Annotated in this window: 14 protein-coding genes and 2 pseudogenes; 5 read left to right on the top strand and 11 right to left on the bottom strand. The window is 72.5% G+C overall.

Annotated features, from left to right (window positions below):
• Nucleotides 1-68 precede the first annotated feature (68 nt).
• Together BLR33_RS15635 and BLR33_RS15630 are read right to left on the bottom strand one after the other, a co-directional pair.
• Nucleotides 69-1,655 carry a radical SAM protein gene (locus BLR33_RS15635; RefSeq protein WP_093785053.1) on the bottom strand — a complete coding sequence of 529 codons (1,587 nt, stop codon included), beginning with the start codon at nt 1,653-1,655 and terminating at the stop codon, nt 69-71.
• Nucleotides 1,655-4,333, bottom strand: a complete 2,679-nt coding sequence (locus BLR33_RS15630; protein WP_093785052.1) for a glycosyltransferase — start codon at nt 4,331-4,333, stop codon at nt 1,655-1,657. The genes BLR33_RS15635 and BLR33_RS15630 overlap by 1 nt, the downstream gene beginning before the upstream one ends.
• Nucleotides 4,334-4,873: 540 nt before the next feature.
• Between BLR33_RS15630 and BLR33_RS15625 the strand changes: the two genes are divergently transcribed.
• Nucleotides 4,874-6,244 carry a hypothetical protein gene (locus tag BLR33_RS15625; protein WP_143031698.1) on the top strand — a complete coding sequence of 457 codons (1,371 nt, stop codon included), beginning with the start codon at nt 4,874-4,876 and terminating at the stop codon, nt 6,242-6,244.
• Between the two features lie 54 nt (nt 6,245-6,298).
• Here the strand turns inward: BLR33_RS15625 and BLR33_RS15620 are convergent, their stop codons facing one another.
• Both BLR33_RS15620 and BLR33_RS15615 read right to left on the bottom strand, forming a co-directional pair.
• Nucleotides 6,299-7,135: an alpha/beta fold hydrolase gene (locus BLR33_RS15620; protein WP_093785050.1), complete on the bottom strand. Its 837-nt coding sequence runs from the start codon at nt 7,133-7,135 to the stop codon at nt 6,299-6,301.
• 76 nt (nt 7,136-7,211) lie between these two features.
• Nucleotides 7,212-8,009, bottom strand: coding sequence for an alpha/beta hydrolase (locus BLR33_RS15615; protein WP_093785049.1), 798 nt, complete (start codon nt 8,007-8,009; stop codon nt 7,212-7,214).
• Nucleotides 8,010-8,211: 202 nt separating this feature from the next.
• Between BLR33_RS15615 and BLR33_RS15610 the strand changes: the two genes are divergently transcribed.
• Both BLR33_RS15610 and BLR33_RS15605 read left to right on the top strand, forming a co-directional pair.
• A complete protein-coding gene (locus tag BLR33_RS15610) occupies nt 8,212-8,760 on the top strand; it encodes a TetR/AcrR family transcriptional regulator (RefSeq protein WP_093785048.1) in 549 nt (182 codons plus the stop codon).
• Nucleotides 8,761-10,221: 1,461 nt separating this feature from the next.
• Nucleotides 10,222-11,145, top strand: a pseudogene (locus BLR33_RS15605) (lamin tail domain-containing protein); the annotation flags it as partial.
• Nucleotides 11,146-11,308: 163 nt separating this feature from the next.
• Here BLR33_RS15605 and BLR33_RS15600 read toward each other — a convergent pair.
• Nucleotides 11,309-11,938, bottom strand: coding sequence for a TetR/AcrR family transcriptional regulator (locus tag BLR33_RS15600; protein WP_093785047.1), 630 nt, complete (start codon nt 11,936-11,938; stop codon nt 11,309-11,311).
• 177 nt (nt 11,939-12,115) lie between these two features.
• On the opposite strand from BLR33_RS15600, the gene BLR33_RS15595 reads away from it, so the two are divergent.
• A complete protein-coding gene (locus BLR33_RS15595) occupies nt 12,116-12,268 on the top strand; it encodes an SDR family oxidoreductase (protein WP_093785046.1) in 153 nt (50 codons plus the stop codon).
• A 21-nt stretch (nt 12,269-12,289) separates the two neighbouring features.
• Nucleotides 12,290-13,126, top strand: a complete 837-nt coding sequence (locus BLR33_RS15590; RefSeq protein WP_093785045.1) for an NmrA family NAD(P)-binding protein — start codon at nt 12,290-12,292, stop codon at nt 13,124-13,126.
• 204 nt (nt 13,127-13,330) lie between these two features.
• Here BLR33_RS15590 and BLR33_RS15585 read toward each other — a convergent pair whose 3' ends face one another.
• From BLR33_RS15585 to BLR33_RS15560, 6 genes and pseudogenes are all read right to left on the bottom strand, one after another.
• On the bottom strand, nt 13,331-13,642 hold the full coding sequence (locus tag BLR33_RS15585) for a DMT family transporter (protein WP_093785044.1): 312 nt from the start codon (nt 13,640-13,642) through the stop codon (nt 13,331-13,333).
• A gap of 99 nt (nt 13,643-13,741) precedes the next feature.
• Nucleotides 13,742-14,422 carry an HAD family hydrolase gene (locus BLR33_RS15580; RefSeq protein WP_265737040.1) on the bottom strand — a complete coding sequence of 227 codons (681 nt, stop codon included), beginning with the start codon at nt 14,420-14,422 and terminating at the stop codon, nt 13,742-13,744.
• Between the two features lie 368 nt (nt 14,423-14,790).
• Nucleotides 14,791-15,885 carry an ABC transporter ATP-binding protein gene (locus tag BLR33_RS15575; protein ID WP_093785043.1) on the bottom strand — a complete coding sequence of 365 codons (1,095 nt, stop codon included), beginning with the start codon at nt 15,883-15,885 and terminating at the stop codon, nt 14,791-14,793.
• 164 nt (nt 15,886-16,049) lie between these two features.
• Nucleotides 16,050-16,787: pseudogene (locus BLR33_RS15570) on the bottom strand (ABC transporter permease); the annotation flags it as partial.
• 152 nt (nt 16,788-16,939) lie between these two features.
• Complete coding sequence (locus BLR33_RS15565) at nt 16,940-17,893, bottom strand: ABC transporter permease (RefSeq protein WP_093785042.1); 954 nt, start codon at nt 17,891-17,893, stop codon at nt 16,940-16,942.
• A gap of 7 nt (nt 17,894-17,900) precedes the next feature.
• On the bottom strand, nt 17,901-19,058 hold the full coding sequence (locus tag BLR33_RS15560; RefSeq protein WP_093785041.1) for an ABC transporter substrate-binding protein: 1,158 nt from the start codon (nt 19,056-19,058) through the stop codon (nt 17,901-17,903).
• Between the last annotated feature and the right edge of the window lie 199 nt (nt 19,059-19,257).

The raw sequence follows: 19,257 nt of genomic DNA, 5'->3' as shown, positions 1-19,257 counted from the left end.
TCGAGCAGTTGGCTATACAACTTGGCCGACCTCGGGGTCGGCCGGGCGAACCCTGCCTGACGCGGGGATTACGGTGTGATGCCGCTCCGCTCCCGGGCGGCCGGCGCCGACAGCTCCGTGTTGATGATCGCCTCCACCAGCGTCTCGCCCGTCGGCGTCAGCGTGACCGTGCCGGCCGCCTCGTCCGCGGTGAGCAGCCCGCGGGCCTCCAGCGAGGCGAACGCCGCACGCCGGGCCGGCGAAAAGAGCGAGCTGCCGGGGAAGCGGGCCCGGTGGACCTCCTCACGCAGCGGCTGCAGCGTCGTCAGCGCCATGTTCACCGCCCGGGTCTCCTGCGCCTCGTCGGTGAACGCCGTCGCCGACCCCAGCGGGATGCGGCCCGCGTCGACCGCCTCGCCGTAGCGGCGCCAGTCCACCTCCGTCATCCCCTCCGAGCGGCGGCAACTGGAGCTGCCGCCCAGCCCGATCGCCACCTCCGGCAGCTGCAGGTCCTGGTCGGCCATGATCGCCTTCCACTTCTCCGGCCCCGCGCCCGGCTGCGCGAAGTACATCGTCGGGTGCTCCGTCCACCCCGCGGCCCGCAGCCCCCCGGTCAGCACCTCGCGCATCTGGTACTGCTCGCCGAGCGTCGGCCACCGGTGCCCGCGCGACTCCAACCGCGCGCGGTAGGACGGCAGTTGCCAGGCCGCCGGCTGCACGCCCGACACGCCTGTGCGGGTGTCGCTGTAGTCGCGCAGGTGCAGCTTCGTGCACACCACCGCGGTGGGCCCCTCGGCGAGCACCGTCTCCAGGTCCTCCCGCACGGTGTCCAGCGACTGGTCCAGCAGCCCGTACATCAGGTCCACGCTCACCCAGTCGAAGCCCGTCGCCTTCGCCCGCCGCACGAACTCCCGGCAGGCCGCCCCGGTGTGCTCGCGCCCGCTCATCGCCAGCACGTGGTCGTCGAAGGACTGCACCCCGCTGGAGACCTTCGTGCAGCCCAACTCGGCGAGCAGCTCCAGCTTGTCCGGCGTGAAGGTGGTCGGGTCGCCCTCGAAGCGCACGGTGGTGTCGGGGCCGAAGCCGAAGTGCTCCCGGTAGAAGTCCAGCAGGCGGCGGATCTCCTCCGGCGGCAGCAGCGAGGGGGTCCCGCCGAACACGTTGAACTCCCCGACCGGCGCCCCCGCGAGGTGCGGCACCCGGCGCAGCCACAGCCGCGCCTCCGCGATGTTCCAGTCCACCCACTGCGCCGCCCGCCGCGCCACCGCCTCCTGCGGCCCCTTCGCGATCACCACGGGGTACTGGCAGAAGCGGCAGCGGTAGGAGCACGTCGGGATGTACGCCCACAGGTGGATCGGGCCGGTGGCCGCCAGTTGGGCGTCCAGGTCGTCCAGGAAGCGCTCGGGGTCGTAGCCCTCGATGTTGCCTGGGAAGACGTGGGCGCCGAAGGGGTCCTCGCGGACGTACTCCAGCAGGTGGCGGTTCTCGGGCGCGGCCAGGGCCTCGACGGCGGCGGGCGTCGGGGCCGAGGGGTCGAGGGCGAGGAGGGAGGTGAGAGCGGTGTCGGTGGCGGTGGCGGATTCGGGGGGTGCAGGCGTGGCCGAACGTGCGGGCTGCGCGGGCTCCGCGGGTCGTGCGGGCTGTGCGGGTCGTGCCGGCTGTGCGGGCTCGGTCATCAGAACACGCCCCCGTTTCCGAAGTAGTCGTGGGCCTCGCCGGACTCGCGGTCCTCGCAGTAGTAGTGCACGAACTCGCGGAAGCGCTCGCGCGGCACTTCCGCCAGGCACTCCGGCAGCGGCGGCGGGTAGCCGATGTCCTCGCCCACCGTCCGCCGCAGCACCGCGAACAGCTCGTCGGCGAACTCGAAGTACAGCCGGAAGGACGGCGTCTTGTACGCGTGGATCGGGGTGAAGTCCACGATCCGCATCTCGTCGACGATCTCGGCGATGCGCTGCCCGAGGGCGTCGGCGAGGTCGGCGCCGAAGAACTCCCGTACCGGCGGGGCCGTGAGCAGCGCCGGGTCGAGCAGCAGGGGCAGCAGCAGGTTCTTCGGCAGGAAGTCCTTGACCGAGAAGTCCCAGGCGCGGCGCGCCTCTTCCTCGGTGAGGTCCCGCACCCCGGGCTCGCCGAGGCCGCCGGGTCCATCGAGTCCATCGGGTCCGCCCGGTTCGACGGTTTCGCCTCGGGCGCCGATGCCCCGGGCGGGGCGGATGTCCCGCATCACGATCGTGCCGCCCGAGCCGTACGCCTTGCCCTCGATGACCTCCTCCAGCGCGTGGTCCACCCGGCGCGGGTTGATCTCCACCCGCGAGGCCGGCGCGTAGACCCGGCTGCCGCCCAGCGCCGACACCTTGATGCCGAAGTCCCAGTCGTCGGACAGGTGGTTGACGAAGCGGCCGTTCTCCAGCTGGTAGAAGATCTCGATGCCGCCCGCCCGGTCGTGCGCCTCCCGCTCCACCGCGAAGCCCTTCCCGTCGGGGAAGCCGCCGAAGAGCGCGAAGGCCACCGAACGGCAGCGCAGCGTACGGGAGATGGCGTCCCACAGCCGCGGGCGGCCCGCGAAGTGCTCCGCGCGGTAGTAGTAGTCGCAGACCCCGATGTCCGCGCCCGAGCCGTCCATCGCCGCCAGCAACTCGGCCAGCCAGTGCGGGTCCACCCGGCAGTCGGCGTCCGCCGAGACCAGGTAGAAGCGCTGCCCGGCGGCCGGCGCCTCCTCGGGGCGGCCGGTGCTGCGTTCGGCGGCGAACACCATGCCGGTGCGGCGCGCGCACGAGACGCCCTGCTCCGGCTCGTGCACCACGTGCAGCGCCAGGTCCGGGTGCGCGGCCGCGAAGCTCTTTGCCAACTCCACCGTGTCGTCCGTGGAGTTGTTGTCCACCAGCACGACCTCGTACAGCTCCGGGTCCAGCCGGCCGCCCGCCGGGTCGCGCTGCTCGTGGAGGGAGGCCAGCACCGCGGGCAGGTTCGCCGCCTCGTTGTAGACCGGCAGCACCACGCTCATCCGGGTGCGCGGGCCCATCGGGGTCAGCACCAGCCGGTCCAGCAGGGCGGCCGCGCTGGAGCGGCCGAAGTGGCGTGCGCCCAAGCGGTGGTTGTGCTCCGCCGTGGCCGTCCGCAGGGTGTCGTCGTTCACCAGCTGTGCCACCTCGTTCACGAAGGCCGGAGTCGGGAGGTCGTCGTGCAGGACGGGCGCGCGGAAGCCCTTGTCGCCGTACACCGTCGGGTACAGCTCGTAGCCGCTCGTCACATAGGGCACACCGGCGGCGATGGCCTCGCCGATCGGGTTGCCGTAGCTCTCGTAGTCGTAGGAGGTCAGGAAGGAGACCAGGTCGGCGTGGGCGAGCAGGTCGCGCACCGACCAGCCGCCGCCGGCGGGGGCGCCGGTCGCCTCCGGGTCGGGTGCGAGCCAGCCGCCGAACACCACGCGGCCGGCGACGCCCAGCTCCTCGGCGAGCGCGGTCAGCCGGCCGTACTCCGCCGGGTCCTCGGTGGTGTCGCCGGCCACGAAGAGCCAGGCGTCGACGTCCGGCACGAGGGCGGCCACCAGGTGGATGTCGCGGTCGACGCGCTTTTGGGGGATCACGCGGGTGGTGCGGGCGATGAGGCGGGCGCGGGCCGGGATGCCGTAGTGGGCGCGGAAGTCCGCGTTGGCGGCGGTCACTTCGGCCGGGCGGTGCGGGAAGGCGTTGGGCAGCACGTCGATGTGCCGTACGTGGGGGGCCCATTGGCGGGTCAGCCCGCGGGCCCTTTCGTGCAGGGCGAGGTAGCGCACGTGCGGATCGGCCAGCAGCGGCGGCACGTTCGGGTACGGGGGCCGGCCGTACTTGCCGCTGCCCGGCTCGCTCTGCCACATCAGGTCGTGGTCGCGCCACAGCGCGAAGCGGCCGAGGCCGTGCCGCCGTCCGTGGGCGGGGATGGCCTTCTGCAGGGCGCGGGTGAGGACGATGTTCTCCGGCAGGGTGCCGTTCTCCACCAGGACGCGGGTGACACCGAGGTCGTCCCACAGGCGCAGCAGCAGCTCGCAGACCGCGTCGCTGAGGCGCTCCACCTCCGGCAGCAGCCGTAAGTCGCCCTTCTCCACGACCTCTTGCAGGACTTCGGTGACGAGGTCGGCGTCGTATCCCGCCAGGTCGGCCAGGCCCGGGACGCGGGCCAGGCGCACCCAGGGCGGGAGCAGGCGGGGTTCGTCGGTGTAGGGGCGGAAGAAGCGGCCCTTGTCCGCCTTGATGTCGTAGCCGAGGTCGAGGTGGACCTCGTACCCCCGCTCGTGGAAGTGGCGGGCGGTCTTCACGAACTCGACCACCACCCCGGACAACGGGGTGGCGTCGAAGGACACGCCCCACAGCGCTGCCATGTCCCGCCTCCATCCCCCCGGCGGCTCTGCCGGGGCGCGTCGGCCAACTCCTCAACGGCGTACGGGTTCCGCACGGGCTCCCCGAGGGTTCCCGCGGCGGTTCCGCGAAAGGGTTCCCGCACGGGGTTCCTCGAACGGTTTCCCAACAGGGCGCGTACGCCCCAGGAACCGCAGCAGAACCTTCGGGCACCGTACCCCCGCAAACCGGACCTGCTACGCCGCGGAAGCGGTCTCTGCACGGCTGTACCGCGGTACGTGCCCGGACGTATCGTCCACTTCCGGCCAATCCGTGCACGTAAGGGACGTGCGCGGGGCTCTGCGGGTGAGGGCCGCGGCTGCCGCGGGGGCGGGGTGCGATCCGCTCGTACGAGGGATGCGGCTTCGTGCTTGAGGGGGATTGGGCGCCCCCGGGGAGGCGGTCTGGTCCAAGGGGGCCCGGGTTGGGGATAGTTGCGGGCGGTGTGTGCGACTTGAAGGCTCGCCAGCCGACGTTCACGGGAGGTACGCAACGTGCGCAGGACCGATCGAAGGCGCGGGCTCTTGGTTGCGGGGCTGGCTGTTCTGGTGGTGGGGGCGGCGTCCTTGAGCCCGGCGGCGGGCGTCACGCCCGCGACCCCGGGCACCCCCGGCAAGGCCGTCCGCGCACCCGCCTCGGCGGCGGCGCCGCTGCGCCTGACCGAGCACCAGGTCTCGGCCACCACCCTCCAGACGATGAAGGACACGTACGCCGACAGCAGCGTCCACACGATCGTCAACTCGGTGAACCACCACCTGCACCCCGACAGCAGCTCCGACTGCGCGCAGGAGTCCACCGCCGAGCCCCTGGACCCGGCCGTCTCCGGCGACGACGCCTTCTGCTGGGACGAGGGCGACGCCACCACGCAGTACTGGTCGCCCCAGGGCATGACGTCCTCGGGCGACGCCGACGCGGACGGGGTCTGGGGCACCGACCGTGTCCTCGTCTCCGGCTGGGGCAGCGCCAACCAGCAGGACCACTTCGGCCGGATGGCGCTGATCAACGACACCGACGGCTCGGCGGACAAGTACGGCTACCGCTGGGTCCTCCCGGTCATCCCCACCGACGGCGGCAACGACTTCGGGATCTTCGGCTCGCACATGGGCGGCATGGTGTGGTGGGGCGACAAGCTCCTCGTCACCGGCTCGCTCGACGGCGACGCGCACCACAACGCGATCTACGTCTTCTCCACGAAGTACATCTACCAGGCCAACACCGACGCCGACTGGGTCGGGCACCGGGGGGACCAGGTCTCCGCCCACGGCTACCAGTACTTCTGGCCCGCCATCGGCTCGTACAGCGTCCCGGCGTCCTGCACGTCGGCGGACCGCAGCGCGGACCGGCAGCCGTGCTTCGACGCGCTGTCGATGGACAGGTCCGTCAGCCCCTTCACGCTGGTCGCCAACGAGTGGGTGTCCACCGGGTCCACGGGAACGGCGTCGCGGATCTGGCGGTACGCGCTGAACAGCGCCGACGCGGCGATGCCCATCACCACGGACAGCTCGGGCCACGCCGATCCGATCGACATCTACGACACGGACATCGTCGGTATCCAGGGCACGCTCGACCGCACCGAGAACGGTGAGAAGGTCATCTACACGGCGGACTCCGTCGGCAGCCCGGCGACGCACGGCATCCCCTGGCGGATCCCGCTGCCCGCGGCGGGCGAGCAGACCGCGGCCCACGCCACGACCTCGACGGGCGGCTCGGCGACCGCCCAGCACGAGTGGGCCCAGCACTCCGAGGGCATGACGTTCATGGCCGACCAGGACCGCCTCTGGTCCCAGACGGAATGGGCCGCCGACGTGAACGGGGTCTGGCCGACCACGAACCCCATCCGCCAGCGCCTCGTCTTCTCCCTGCCCACGACCGCCCTCCGCAGCTCCCTGACGTAAAAACAGCCACGCCGCGGCCGTGCGGGGGAGCCGCACGGCCGCGGGGTGGGGGAGTCAGTGGGTGTGGTGTGCCGCGGTCTCGATGACATCCGTCACCGTGTCCGGGTGGGAGATCATGGACAGGTGCGAGGCGTGGATCCTCGTCACGTGCGAGCCGGCGCGCTCGGCCATGAACTCCTGGGCGGCGGGCGGAATCGCGTGGTCGGCGGTGCCGATCACGTCCCAACTCGGGATGCTGCTCCAGGCCGGCGCTCCGGACGGCTCGTCGAGCGCGGATGCCGCGAGCGGGCGCTGGGTCGCGGCCAGTTGGGCGGCCGTCCGGGCCGGCAGGTCGTTGGCCATGATCCCGGGGAACTGCGCCTGCTTGAGGTAGGCGTCGACGACACCGCCGGCCGACGGGACGAAGGTGAGCGCGTCGGGACCGATCAGGCTGCCCGGGAACTGCGAGGTCAGCCCGTTCAGGGTCTCGCCCTGGGCCGGGAGGAAGGCGTCGACGTACACGAGCGCCTTGACGTCGGGGTCGCCGGTGGCGGCGTTGGTGATCACGAATCCGCCGTAGGAGTGCCCGACCAGCACGATCGGTCCGGGGACGGTCTTGAGGTAGCTGGCGAGGTACGCGGAATCGCTCGCCACGCCGCGCAGCGGGTTCGGCGGGACGTCGACGGTGTACCCGTCGTGCTGCAGGTCGCGGACGACACCTTGCCAGCTCGACCCGTCCGCCCAGGCGCCGTGCACCAGCACGACCGTCGGCTTGGCCGGCTGCCGGCCGGCGTCGGTACCGGTGGCGCCGGAGGCCGTCGCGGCGGGGACGACCGCGGCCGCGAGGGCCAGGGCCGCGCCCAGTACGGCGAGCCGGACTCCGCGGGTACGGGACTTCAGCGGTGACTTCATGGCTCTTCTTCTTTCTGAAGGGGTGGGCGTTTCGGGAGTGGTGGGCGCGCCGAAGGAACGGCGGGCGTGAGGGCGGTCAGATGCCCTGGCTGTCGAGCCAGGCGAGGGTGAAGTCGGCGATCTCGCGCCATCCGTGGTCGAAGACCAGGGAGTGGCCACGGTCCGGGAACACCTGGTAATCGGTGACGGCGCTGGAAGCCGCGTACAGCCGGTGGGCGGCCCTGGCGACGACTTCCGGGACGGTGTGGTCCTCGCCCCCGCCGATGACGAGCAGCGGACCGCGGTCGCTCTTGCCGGTGTCCACCTTCGCCGGCGAGGTCCGGCTGAAGTTGGCGGTGCTCGCCTCGAACAGGGGCCTGCCGGGGCCGGGGATGGCCCAGCGCTCGAACAGTTCGTCCGACTCGGCCTGCGGTATCGCGTTGCCGAAGCCGTAACGGAACTGCTTGCTGGTGAGCGAGACGGCCTTCTTCCTGTTGCCCGGGCGGGAGAGGACCGGCAGGGCCGAGCGGATCTGCGCAAGGGGCAGCGGCTTGACGCCCTTGATCTGGGCCGGGTCGATGGCGACGGCGGCCGCCGCGTGGCCGCCGGCCAGCAGCTTCTGGGCGATCAGTCCCCCGAAGGAATGGCCGATGACCACGGGCTCGGCATCGAGCCCGTCGATGACCCGGATGTAACCGGCGGTGATGTCGTCGATGCCCTGGCCGGCGAGCGCGGCGGGGTTCTGGCGGGTCGCGGTCACGGTGGCCGCGTCGCCCGGCCAGCCGGGAGCGATCGGTGCGTAGCCGGCCTCCCGGTACAGATCGGACCAGTTGTGCCACGAGTCCGCGTGGATCCACAGGCCGTGGACGAAGACGACCGGGGTTGCTGTCGACATGGCGGGGCTCCCTTCCTGACGAGCAAGGTAGACTAACTAGTAACTCCACATCAAGGTAGCACGCTGTGGCGGCGCTGGGAACGCCCGGAGTGGCCCGGGATCGGGGGCGTAGGGAATGGTGGATGACATGACACAGCAGCACCCAGAGCCCGTCGGGGCCGTGCCGGAGGAGACCGGGACGGCGCCACCGGGCAGGAAGCCGATGCGCGAACGTCTCCTCGATGCCGCGACCGAGCTCTTCTACGCCCAGGGCATACGCGCGGTGAGCGCGGAGAAGGTCATCGCGAAGGTCGGGACCACCAAGGTGACCTTCTACCGGCACTTCCCCACCAAGGACGACCTGGTCGTGGCCTATCTCGAACGGCGCGCCGAGTGGGAGCGCCGGGCGGTCGGCGGCGCCCGCGAGGCAACCGCCGGCCGGACCACGGAGGCGTTCCGGCTCATCGCGGAGGGGATCGGCGCCGAGAGCTGCTCGCCGGGGTTCCGCGGATGCCCGTTCATCAACGCCGCGGCGGAGTACCCCGAGGCCGATCATCCCGTCCGGCGGGTCGTCGACGCCCATCGCCGCTGGTTCAAGGGCACGTTCGAGGAGATGCTCGCGGAGATCGGTGTGACCGACGTCTCCGAGGTCGCCGACCAGCTGGTGATGCTGCGGGACGGCGCCATGGTCGGCGGCTACCTCGGCGATCCGCAGGCCATTGCCCGGTCTCTCTACAACGCGGGGCGCGCGGTGGTCAGGTCAGCGAGCTGACCGGTGGCGGGTCGGTGCGGCTCCGCCGGGGCCGGGGACGGCTTCCGTAGGGAGGCGCGGTTTCCGTGCGTGGGGTGCGGCTTCCGCCGGGGAGCGCACCGGTCGGGGGTGCGCGGGGGTGCACGGTTCGGGGGCGCGCGGGAGCGAAGATGCCGCCGCCGGGACGGGAGCGGTTCACCTGGAGGTCATCGGGGGTGGGGAGGGTGACGCCGTTCGGTTGCGCTGGGTCCGGGTCCCGGTAGGGAAGGCGGTTGGTCCGTGGGTGGAAGAGATCCGCACGGTCTCGTGTCCGTTCGTGCGTCCGCGCGGGGGCGCCGAAGGGCCCTGAGGGGCGGCGCGCTCGTCGCCGCGGCCGCGCTCGGAGCGGTCCTGGTGCCCGCTGTCGCCCAAGCCGGCGGCCCGGCAACGGGGTTCGCGCCCGGCGACGTCGTGGTGTACCGGGTGGGCGACGGGAGCACCTCGCTCACCGACAACGCGGCGCCCGTGTTCCTGGACGAGTACAGCCCCGCCGGCAGCCTCGTGCGCTCCCTCGCCCTGCCGACCGCCGACAGCGGGGCCACCCATGAGCTGACGGCCTCCGGCAGCGCCTCCTCCGAAGGGCAGTTGACGCTCTCGGGCGACGGCCGCTACCTGATCGTGCCCGGCTACCACAAGGCCGTGGGCACCGACAGCGTCGCCACCACGGACGACGTGACGCTCGCCCGCGTCGGCGCCGACGGCAGCGTGGACACCTCCACGGTGGTGGACGAGTTCGCCGGCGACAACAACGTACGGGGCGCGGCCAGTTCGGACGGCACCCACCTGTGGGTCTCCGGCGCGGCCGGCGGCATCGGCTCCACCACCCTCGGATCGAGCGGCTTCACCCGGCTCACCGACGACAACATCCGCGACGTCCAGGTCAGCGGCGGCCAGTTGTACGCCTCCTCGGACAAGGACGGCATCGGCGTCTCGACGGTCGGCACCGGCACCCCCACCACCTCCGGGCAGAAGACGGCGAACCTGCCGGGCAGCCCCGAGAGCAGCGGCGACCCCTACGGCTTCGTCCTCCTCGACGTGGCGGGACACGGCACCCCCGACACCCTGTACGTCGCCGACAGCAATGCCGGAAAGATCGAGAAGTTCGGCCTCAGCGGCGGCAGTTGGAAGGCCGAGGGCAGCAAGAGCGTCTCGCACGTGACGGGGCTCACCGGCTACGTCGGCGGCGGCCACGCCGTCCTCTACGCCACCGGCTCCGGCTCCTCCGGCACCAGCGGCACGCTGTCCACCGTGACCGACACCGCCGCCCCCACCTCCTCGATGAGCGGTTCGGTGACGACGCTGGCCACGGCGTCCTCGAAGAAGGCGTTCCGGGGGGTGGCCCTGGCCCCCGGCACGGGCGGTACGGGCACGACCCCGCCCACCACCCCGCCCACGACACCCCCCACCACTCCGCCGACCACTCCGCCCACCAGCCCGCCGCCCACGACGGCCGTGCCCTGGCCCGGCAGCAGCAGCGTCACCACCGCCGACGCCTCCAACGTCTTCGGCGAGGACCTGAGCGGCCTCTACCAGGAGGGCGGCGTCATGTGGGCCGCCCAGAACAGCGGCAAGTTGTGGCGCCTGGTCCCCAACGGCTCCGGCGGCTGGCAGCCGGACACCGCGAGCGGCTGGGGCTCCGGCAAGTCGCTGCACTTCCCCGGGGGTTCGGGCACGCCCGACGACGAGGGCGTCACCCTCACCGGCGCCGGCTCGGCCGGCGGGGTCTACGTCTCCAGCGAGCGCAACGCCGACTCCAGCGGCACCAGCCGGCTTTCGGTGCTGCGGTACGACGTGTCCGGCAGCGGCAGCACGCTCACGGCCACCAAGGAGTGGAACCTCACCGGGGATCTGCCCGCCGTGGGCTCCAACCTCGGCCTCGAAGGCGTCACTTGGGTGCCCGACGGCTACCTGACCGGCGTCGGCTTCCAGGACGCGGCCACCGGCGGCACGTACGACCCCTCGGCGTACGGCTCCCACACCGGCGGTGTCTTCTTCGTCGGCGTCGAGGGCACGGGCATGGTCTACGGGTACGTGCTCCAGGACTCCGGGGCGTTCACCCGGATCGCCTCGATCAGCAGCGGCATGGACGGGGTGATGGAACTCCAGTGGGAGCCGCAGGCTTCGCGGATGTGGGTGGTGTGCGACGACACGTGCGACGGCCAGCACCGGACCCTTCGGGTGGACGGGACGGGGCGGTTCGCCCTGTCTGCGATCTACGAGCGGCCGAGCGGGATGCCGAACTACAACAACGAGGGCTTCTCGGTGGCGGGTTCGGACGAGTGCGTGAACGGTTCCAAGCCGGTGTACTGGTCCGACGACAGCAACGACGCCGACCACGCCCTCCGCAAGGGTTCCCTGAGCTGCTGAGGTCTCGGGCCGCGGGGGGAAGGCGGACCTGCCCCGTCGGGTCGTCCTCCTCGCGGACCGCGCCCACCGGGGGCGTCGGCGCCACCTTCCGCGGCCCATAGCACCACCACCGCCAACAGCCCGAGGTCCCGAGACAAAAAGGTGGCACACCGGCAGGATTCGTCTAGCGCGGCGTAGCTTGCTCCTGGATGTGGGCGATCACGGTGTCGAGGGCGGCCTCCAGGGCTTCGGTGGTGCGCTGTGCCTGGGCGAGCACGAGTCCGCCCTGGACCGCGGCCAGGAGCGCGAGGGCCAGCCGGTCGGAGTCGGTCCGCGGGCGCAGGGTGCCGTGGGCGATCATGCCGAGCAGGCCTTCGCGGATCGCTGTGGCCCACGCGGTGAAGCTTGCGGCCAGGGCTTCCCGTGCCTGCGGGTTGTGGTCGGACAGTTCGCTGGAGAGACTGCCCAGCGGGCACCCGCCGGCGCCGTGCTGTTGCCGTGCGGCATCGACGACGACGTCGCGCCATGCCCGGAGGGCGTCGAGGCTGTCGAGCCGGGCCAGCAGCGGGGCCTGATGCGCGAGGATCGCTTCGGTCTGGAAGGCGATGACCGATCGGGTGAGATCGTCCTTGTCCTCGAAGTAGTGGTAGATCTGCGACGAGCTGACTCCGGCCGCATCCCGCAGCGCCGGAGTGCTGGTGCCCGCCACCCCGTGCCGGTACATCAGATCTGCCGCGGCCGCGACGATCCGCTCGCGGGTCGCGCGCCCCTTCCTGGTACTCACCGTGTCCTGCCGCGCGGCCTGCGTGGACATTGCTCACCCCTGAAACTGGATTTGACGATCCAATTGTAGCCCCCCTAGATTGGATAGCCCAATCCAATGCATCAGGGGGCGGCAGCATGACTTCCACACCCACGGCCGTGCTGATCACCGGCGGAACGTCGGGCATCGGCCGAGCCGCGGCACAGATGTTCGCCCGCGAAGGGCGAGATGCTCGACACCCTCGCGGCCGCCGGCCCACTCGGCCGGGCGAACGAGCCGGACGAGGTCGCCGACGTCATCGCCTGCCTCGCCGGTGAACAGGCCCGGCCGATCACCGGCACCGTCCTGGCCGTCGACGCCGGGCGCGTCTACGCACTTTGACCTTTCACACGGGAGAACGTCATGATTCTGGTAACCGGCGCGTCCGGAAACGTCGGGGCCGAAGCCGCCCGGCTGCTCGGCGCGCAGCACCACCCCGCCAGGGCCCTGGTACGCGACGCGGCCCGCGCGCCCAGGGCCGACGTCGAGATCGTCACCGGCGACTTCGAACGTCCGGACACCCTGGATGCGGCCATGCGCGGCATCGAGACCGTCATCCTGGTCAGTCCGGCCGTTCCCGCCCAGGAGATCGCTGTCATCGCCAGCGCCGTGCGTGCGGGCGTGCAGCACATCGTCAAGATCACCAGCAAGGCTTCGGACGACTCACCGGTCGAGCGCCGGCGCGGTCAGGCGCGGATCGAAGCGTATCTGGAGACCTCCGGAATCGCCTGCACGCTGCTGCGAGCCAACGCCTACATGCAGAACCTCCTCGCCCTGGCGCCCATGATCAAGCAGTCGCGCGGATTCGTGATGTCCGCCGGCGACGGCCAGGTCGGCATGATCGATGCCCGCGACGTCGCCGCCACCGCCGCAGCGGTGGCCGCCAAAGCGGCGGCACACGCCGGCCGGACCTACTGGCTGACCGGACCGGACCTGATCACGTACCACGACGTGGCCGAGGCACTGTCCGACGCGCTCGGCCATGAGATCGAATACCGGCAGACCACTCCCGACGCGCACCGGACGGCGATGATCCGAGCCGGCGTACCCGAAGCTGTCGCGACCTCCAACGCCAAAGCCTTCGAACTGATCGCCGAAGGGGACGCCGCATGGCTCTCGGACGAGGTCGCAGCGATCACCGGCGCCGCACCGCGCTCGCTGCGCACCTTCATCGCCGACCACATCGCGGCATTCACCTGAGCATTGACACCAGCATTCTTTTCGACATCGGCCGTCGTCAGCGTTCTTGCGAGGACACGCCGCGCAGCCGACGCCAACGGATCAGGGCGCAGCCGATGGTGACGAACGCCTGGTGAAGAACGAGGGCCCCGCAACCCCATGGCGGGGCGGCACTCGGCACCGTAGCGGGAGCCCTGCGGTGGGGGGCCGCGAACCATACGGGCGTCAGTGGAGGTTGAGCAGGACCACGCCGGCTATCACCAGGGCTATGCCCGACCACTGGGGAATGCCCAAGGGCTCACCGAAGGCAACCGCCCCGATCGCCGCCACCGCCGCCGTGCCCGCGCCCGACCAGACCGCGTAGGCGACCGAGACCGGGATGCGGGTCAGGGCGCGGCCCAGGAGGAGGAAGGACAGGACGTAGCCCACGGCGACCGCGACCGTCGGCCACAACCGCGTGTAGCCATCGGTGAGTTTGAGGCAGCTGGTGGCGCACACCTCGGAGGCGATGGCCAGGGCGAGGAGCAGGTAGGGCACGGGGAACTCCCGGAAGGACGGCGGGGGGTTGGCGGGCGGAGCCGAGCCCCGGCGGGCGGGGCCGAGCGCAGCGGCTACGTACCGGCGGGCACGCAGCGGCTACGTACCGGCGGCCGCCAGATCCGCGAGCACCGCCAGGCTCACCTCGGCAAGACTGCCCAGCACCAGCACCCCCGGCCCCTCTTCGATCGGCACCGTGGACGGCACCGCCAGCACCCGGCACCCGGCGGCGAGCCCCGCTGTCAGACCGACCGGGCTGTCCTCCACGACGACGCAGTCGGCGGCCGGCACCCCGAGCCGCGCGGCGGCCAGCAGATACGGGTCCGGGTCCGGCTTGCTGCGCGCGGTGTCCTCGGCGGCGACGGTGAGCGCGAACCACTCGGCGCCCAGCGTCCGCAGGACGACGTCCACCACCCGCCGCGGCGACGCGGTCACCAGCGCGGCCGGCACCCCGGCGGAGCGCAGCTCGGCGAGGAGCCGCAACACCCCTGGACGCGGCCGCACTTCGGCCGCCACCCGCGCGACGAACGCGGCATCCAGCTCGCGGGCGATCCGCGCCTCGGGCACGGCGCCGCCGCTCACCCGGGACAAGTGCGCGGCCGTGTACGCCGCCGGACGCCCCAGCACCTCCGGCACGTCCGCGTCCGAGAGCCGGTACCCCAGTCCGCCCGCCGCCTCGGCGACGGTCTGCCACCACAGGTGCTCGGTGTCGACAAGGGTTCCGTCCATGTCGAACAGGACGGCGGCGGGCGGGGCGGAAGCGGCGGGAGCTGAGTGCACTGTTCCTCGATGGGTTCGAAACTCGACGGGTTCGCCGAGGGCCGCTACGGGCCTTGGCGGACTGGCAAGGGCAGGGGGCGGCCGCGGTCCGGGAGGGGCCGCGGCGGTCGGTGGGCGGGCGGGAGGGGGTGCCGGAACGATACGGCCCGGCACCCCGGGTGCGCCCCGCGGGTGCGCCGACGACCGGCGAGTACGGCCTGCCCCGCCGGAAGGACGCGCGCCAGGGCACGCCGCCCGGGCAGGACGCGTCCGGCGTGCCCCGGGCGTGCCCGCGAAGTCCCGCCCGGCCGGCGGCTCCCGGCCCGCGGGCTCGCTGCGGAGGCGCAACGGGGCTTCGCGGGCAGGGAACGGGACTTCGCGGACGCGCTCTACGGGACGCGGCGGTGGTCCACCAGCACCGGCCGTTCCGGCAGCGCGAGCGCGGCCCGCGAGCCGATCGGCAGCGCGGCCGCCGTCTCGGTCGGCAGGTCCGCCTTGACCTCGGTGCCCTCGGGCAGCCGTACGGTCAGCCGGGTGGTCGCCCCGAGGAAGGCGGCGGCCACGACGGTGGCCGGGCCGTGCGGGTCGGCGGTGAGCGCGACGGCCTCGGGCCGTACCAGGGCGTCGAGTTCACCGGCGGCGGGCAGCTCACCGGAGACCGGCAGCCGCATGCCGAGGACGTCCACGGTGCCGGTGGACGAGGTGCGCTCGGCCGGTACGCGGCTCATCGTGCCGACGAACTCGGCGACGAACGCGGTGGCCGGCCGGGCGTACAACTCCCCGGGCTCGGCGACCTGTTCGACCCGCCCGGACCGCAGCACGGCCACCCGGTCGGCCATCGACAGCGCCTCCTCCTGGTCGTGGGTGACGAACAACGTCGTGATCCCCAGGTCCAGTTGGAGGCGGCGGATCTCCTCGCGCAGCGAGAGCCGCACCTTGGCGTCCAGCGCGGACAGCGGCTCGTCCAGCAGCAGCACCCGCGGCCGCAGCGCCAGCGCCCGGGCGAGCGCGACGCGCTGCTGCTGGCCGCCGGACATCTGGTGCGGGAAGCGGTCGGCGAGGTGCGACAGGCCCACCAGGTCCAGGAGTTCGGCCGCCCGCCGCTGCCGCTCGGCCCGCCCGGTGCCGCGCATCCGCAGCCCGAAGGCGGTGTTCTCCAGCGCGGTCAGGTGCGGGAAGAGGCTGTAGGACTGGAACACCATGCCGGTGCCGCGCCGGTGGGCGGACACCGCGGTGATGTCGCGGCCGTCGACCAGGACGTCCCCGGCGTCCGGCTGCTCGAAGCCCGCCAGCACCCGCAGCGCGGTGGTCTTGCCGCAGCCGGACGGGCCCAGCAGGGCGAGGAGTTCGCCGGGATGCGCGGTCAGGTCCAGGCCGTCCAGGGCGACAGTGGTGCCGAACGCCCGCCGCAGGCCGCGGAACTCGACGGTGGCGCCGCCGGTCCTCCCGGTCGGCGCGGGCGCTTCGGCTTCGGTGGCGGTCACGGCTTCTCCGGGAGGGTGTCGGGGTCGAGGGGCGGCGTGCCGCCCGTACGAGGGGAGTTCGCGCTGCCCGGCAGGGCGTCCTCGCGGCCGGGCGTACGGCCGGAGGCGGCACCGGGCGCGGTGCGGGACGGGCGGCGGGCCGCGCGGCGGGATGTGGCGCGGGGCGTGCGGTGGGCCCGGCCCCGGCCGGCGGCCGCGAGCAGCAACAGGAGCACCCACGTCAGCACCAGGCTCAGCACCGAAACGGCCACCGACACCTGCGCGTTGCTGCCGCCGAGCGAGACGATCCACACCGCGAAGGGCTGGTAGCCCAGGATCGAGGAGACCGTGTACTCGCCGAGCACCAGCGCCAGGGTGAGGAACGCGGTGTTGAGCAGGGCCCCGCGCAGGTTCGGCAGCACGACCTGCAGCACCGTACGCGGCCAACTGGCGCCACAGTTGCGCGCCGCCTCCACCAAGGTGGCCAGGTCCAGGGCGCGCAGGCCCGCGTCCAGCGTCCGGTAGGCCAGCGGCAGCGCCATCAGCACGTACGCCAGCAGCAGCACCACCGGGAAGCCCGGCTCCTGGAGGGAGTTGAACGTCTGGAAGAGCGGGGTGTCCGCGAAGTCGTCCGGGCCCCACTGCAGCACCGAGCCGAGGCCCGCGGTCAGTGCCACCGCGGGCACCACCAGCGGCAGCGAGCACAGCACCTCGACGAGGGCCCGCAGCCGCGGCACCGACAGCCGCACCGCGATCAGCGCGGGCACGAGCAGCAGCAGGGTGACCGCGATGGTGGCCGCGGCCAGCTCCAATGTCAGCCGCAGGCTCGGCCAGAAGCCCTCGGCGTCGAGGATGCCGCGGTACGAACTCGCGGTGAGGCCCTCCCGGGGGACGTCCACGGTGAAGAGCACCGAGAACGCCATCGGGCCGAGGAAGTACACGGCCGCGACCAGCCCGACGAGCCCGCGCCACAGGCGGGGCCGGGGCCTGCCGGGCCGGCCGGGGCGGCGTACGGCGGGGCCCGCCGGGCCACTTGACGGGCTCCGGCCCGACGTCCTGTCGGCCATCGGCGGGTTCAGCGCAGCCATCGCGCGCTCCTTCGCTGCAACGGGATGTAGAGCGCCATCACCACGCCCGCGATCACCACCATGTCCAGGCTGAGCGCGAGCGCCACGTTCCCCTGCCCGGCGAGGACATTGCCGGACAGGGCGTTGGCGATCTGCAGCGTGATCAGCGGCACCGAACTGCCCACGATCGCCGCCGCGGTGGCGTACGCGGCGAACGCGCTGCCGAAGAGCAGCACGAACCCGCCGAGCAGGGAGGGCGCGAGGATCGGCAGGGCGACGTGCAGCCAGTACTGCCGGGTGGTGGCACCGGAGTTCTGCGCGGCCTCGCGCCACTGCACCCGCAGCCCCTCCAGCGCCGGCGTGATGGTCAGCACCATCAGCGGCACCAGGAAGTACAGGTACACCACGGTCAGGCCGGTGAAGGAGTACAGGCTCCAGCCGTGCTGCGTCAGGTCCAGCGCCTTCGTCAGCTCACCGGAGTTGCCGAGGGTGGCGACGAACGCGAAGGCCAGCGGCACCCCGCCGAAGTTGGCGAGCACTCCGGAGGCGGCGAGCACCGCCTCCCGCAGCGCCCGGAACCGCGAGGTGACGACGGCGTGCGCGAGCGGCAGCCCCAGCACCACGCCGAGCGCGGCGGTCAGCGCGGACAGCTTCACGCTGCCCCACAGCGCCGTGCGGTAGGCGCCCTGCACGGACGCCGTGAGGTTGGCCGTGGTCCAGTGCACGCCGCCCGGCGCGCCCGGCGCCGTCTTGAACGCGCCGGTCACGATCGCGAAGGCGGGCAGCCCGAAGACGACCGCCACGAAGACGATCAGCGGCAGGACGGCGAGCCCGCCGCCGGCCTGCGGCCGGCGGCGGGCAACAGCCCTGCCCTTGGGGGGAGTCGGGGCGGCGGCCGAGCCGCCGGCCTCCTCGGGGGAGGGGCCGGCGGGCAGCGGCGCCGCCGCGGGGGCCGTGGTCATCGCCGGGTCAGCCCACGGCCTTGGACCAGCCGGCGAGCACGGCCTTCTGCGCCGCGTCCACCTGCGCGGTGGTCGGGAACTGCGGGGCGCCGGTCACCGGCGGCAGCTTGGCGGCCGCGGCCTGGTCGATCGTGCCCTTCTGCTGCATGGCCTGCATCTCGGCCGGGCGCGAGAAGCCCTGGAGCCACAGGTTCTGGCCCTCGGTGGAGTACAGGAACTCCTCCCACAGCCGGGCCGCGGCCGGGTGCGGGGCGTACTTGTTGATCGCCTGGCTGTAGTACTGCGCGTACTGGCCGTCGGAGGGCACGGTGACCTTCCAGTCCAGGCCCTTGGCGGCGAACTCCTTGGCGTAACCGGCGTTCAGGTAGTCCCAGTCGATGCTGATCGGCGTCTCGCCCTTCTCGACGGTCGCCGGGGTGGACTCCACCGGGTTGAAGTTGCCGCTCGCCTTGAGCTTGTGGAAGAAGTCCAGGCCGGGCTGGATGTCGTCCAGCGAACCGCCGCCTGCGAGGGCGGCGGCGAAGACGCCGCCGAAGGCCGAACCGGACTTGGTGGGGTCGCCGTTGAGCGCGACCTGGCCCTTGTACTGCGGCTTGAGCAGGTCGGCGAAGGTGGTCGGGCACACCTTGACGGCCTTGGCGTCGCAGCCGATCGAGACGTAGCCGCCGTAGTCGTCGTAGCGCAGGCCGTTCGGGTCCTTCTGGGCGGCCGGGATGTCGTCCCAACTCGCCACCTTGTAGGGGGCGAGGATGCCCTGGGAGGCGGCCGACAGCGCGAAGGAGTTGCCGAGGTCCACCACGTCGGGGGCGCGGCCCTGGCCCTTGCGGGAGGTGATCGCGTTGATCTCGTCCTGGCTGGCGCCGTCGGGGTTCTCGTCGGCGACCTTGATGCCGTACTTCTTCTCGAACGCGGCGATGATCGCGCCGTAGTTGGCCCAGTCCGGGGGCAGCGCGATCGCGTTCAGCGTGCCCTCCTTCTTGGCGGCGGCCACCAGCGCGTCCATGCCGCCGAAGTCCGCGGCGGAGGTCGCCTTGGCCGCGGACTTGCCGCCTCCGGCACCGGAGGCGGCGCTGCCGGAGGCGGAACCGCAGGCGGTCAGCGCGAGGGCCGCGGCGGCGGTGAGCCCGGCGGCCACGGCGGCGGCACGGACACGGGGGACAGTCACGGGGATCTTCCTCCTGGGGAGAGCGGCGTACGTACGGTGCACCGAGGTTGGCTATACAACTCGGGTGCGACATGGTCAGTACGTCGGACCGCGGTGGCCGGGAGGTGAACGCCGCCGCTACGGGAGGCGGAGCGCGGAGGAAACCCCGCGTCCGCTTGTAGCCGGTTCGCTACCGGATGACACCTGGTGTCGGAGGGCA

Origin of the sequence: Actinacidiphila guanduensis (assembly GCF_900103985.1) — a bacterium.
In the GTDB taxonomy this organism is placed as follows: domain Bacteria; phylum Actinomycetota; class Actinomycetes; order Streptomycetales; family Streptomycetaceae; genus Actinacidiphila; species Actinacidiphila guanduensis.
Note: the sequence above shows the minus strand (reverse complement) of the source record. Positions and strands in the feature narration are given on the sequence as shown.

What these genes read in the sequence shown, in the direction of transcription:
- BLR33_RS15635 (WP_093785053.1), bottom strand. Translation starts at nt 1,655, where the DNA reads ATGACCGAGCCCGCACAGCCGGCACGACCCGCACAGCCCGCACGACCC.
- BLR33_RS15630 (WP_093785052.1), bottom strand. Translation starts at nt 4,333, where the DNA reads ATGGCAGCGCTGTGGGGCGTGTCCTTCGACGCCACCCCGTTGTCCGGG.
- BLR33_RS15620 (WP_093785050.1), bottom strand. Translation starts at nt 7,135, where the DNA reads ATGAAGTCACCGCTGAAGTCCCGTACCCGCGGAGTCCGGCTCGCCGTA.
- BLR33_RS15615 (WP_093785049.1), bottom strand. Translation starts at nt 8,009, where the DNA reads ATGTCGACAGCAACCCCGGTCGTCTTCGTCCACGGCCTGTGGATCCAC.
- BLR33_RS15610 (WP_093785048.1), top strand. Translation starts at nt 8,212, where the DNA reads ATGCGCGAACGTCTCCTCGATGCCGCGACCGAGCTCTTCTACGCCCAG.
- BLR33_RS15600 (WP_093785047.1), bottom strand. Translation starts at nt 11,938, where the DNA reads ATGTCCACGCAGGCCGCGCGGCAGGACACGGTGAGTACCAGGAAGGGG.
- BLR33_RS15595 (WP_093785046.1), top strand. Translation starts at nt 12,116, where the DNA reads ATGCTCGACACCCTCGCGGCCGCCGGCCCACTCGGCCGGGCGAACGAG.
- BLR33_RS15590 (WP_093785045.1), top strand. Translation starts at nt 12,290, where the DNA reads ATGATTCTGGTAACCGGCGCGTCCGGAAACGTCGGGGCCGAAGCCGCC.
- BLR33_RS15565 (WP_093785042.1), bottom strand. Translation starts at nt 17,893, where the DNA reads ATGACCACGGCCCCCGCGGCGGCGCCGCTGCCCGCCGGCCCCTCCCCC.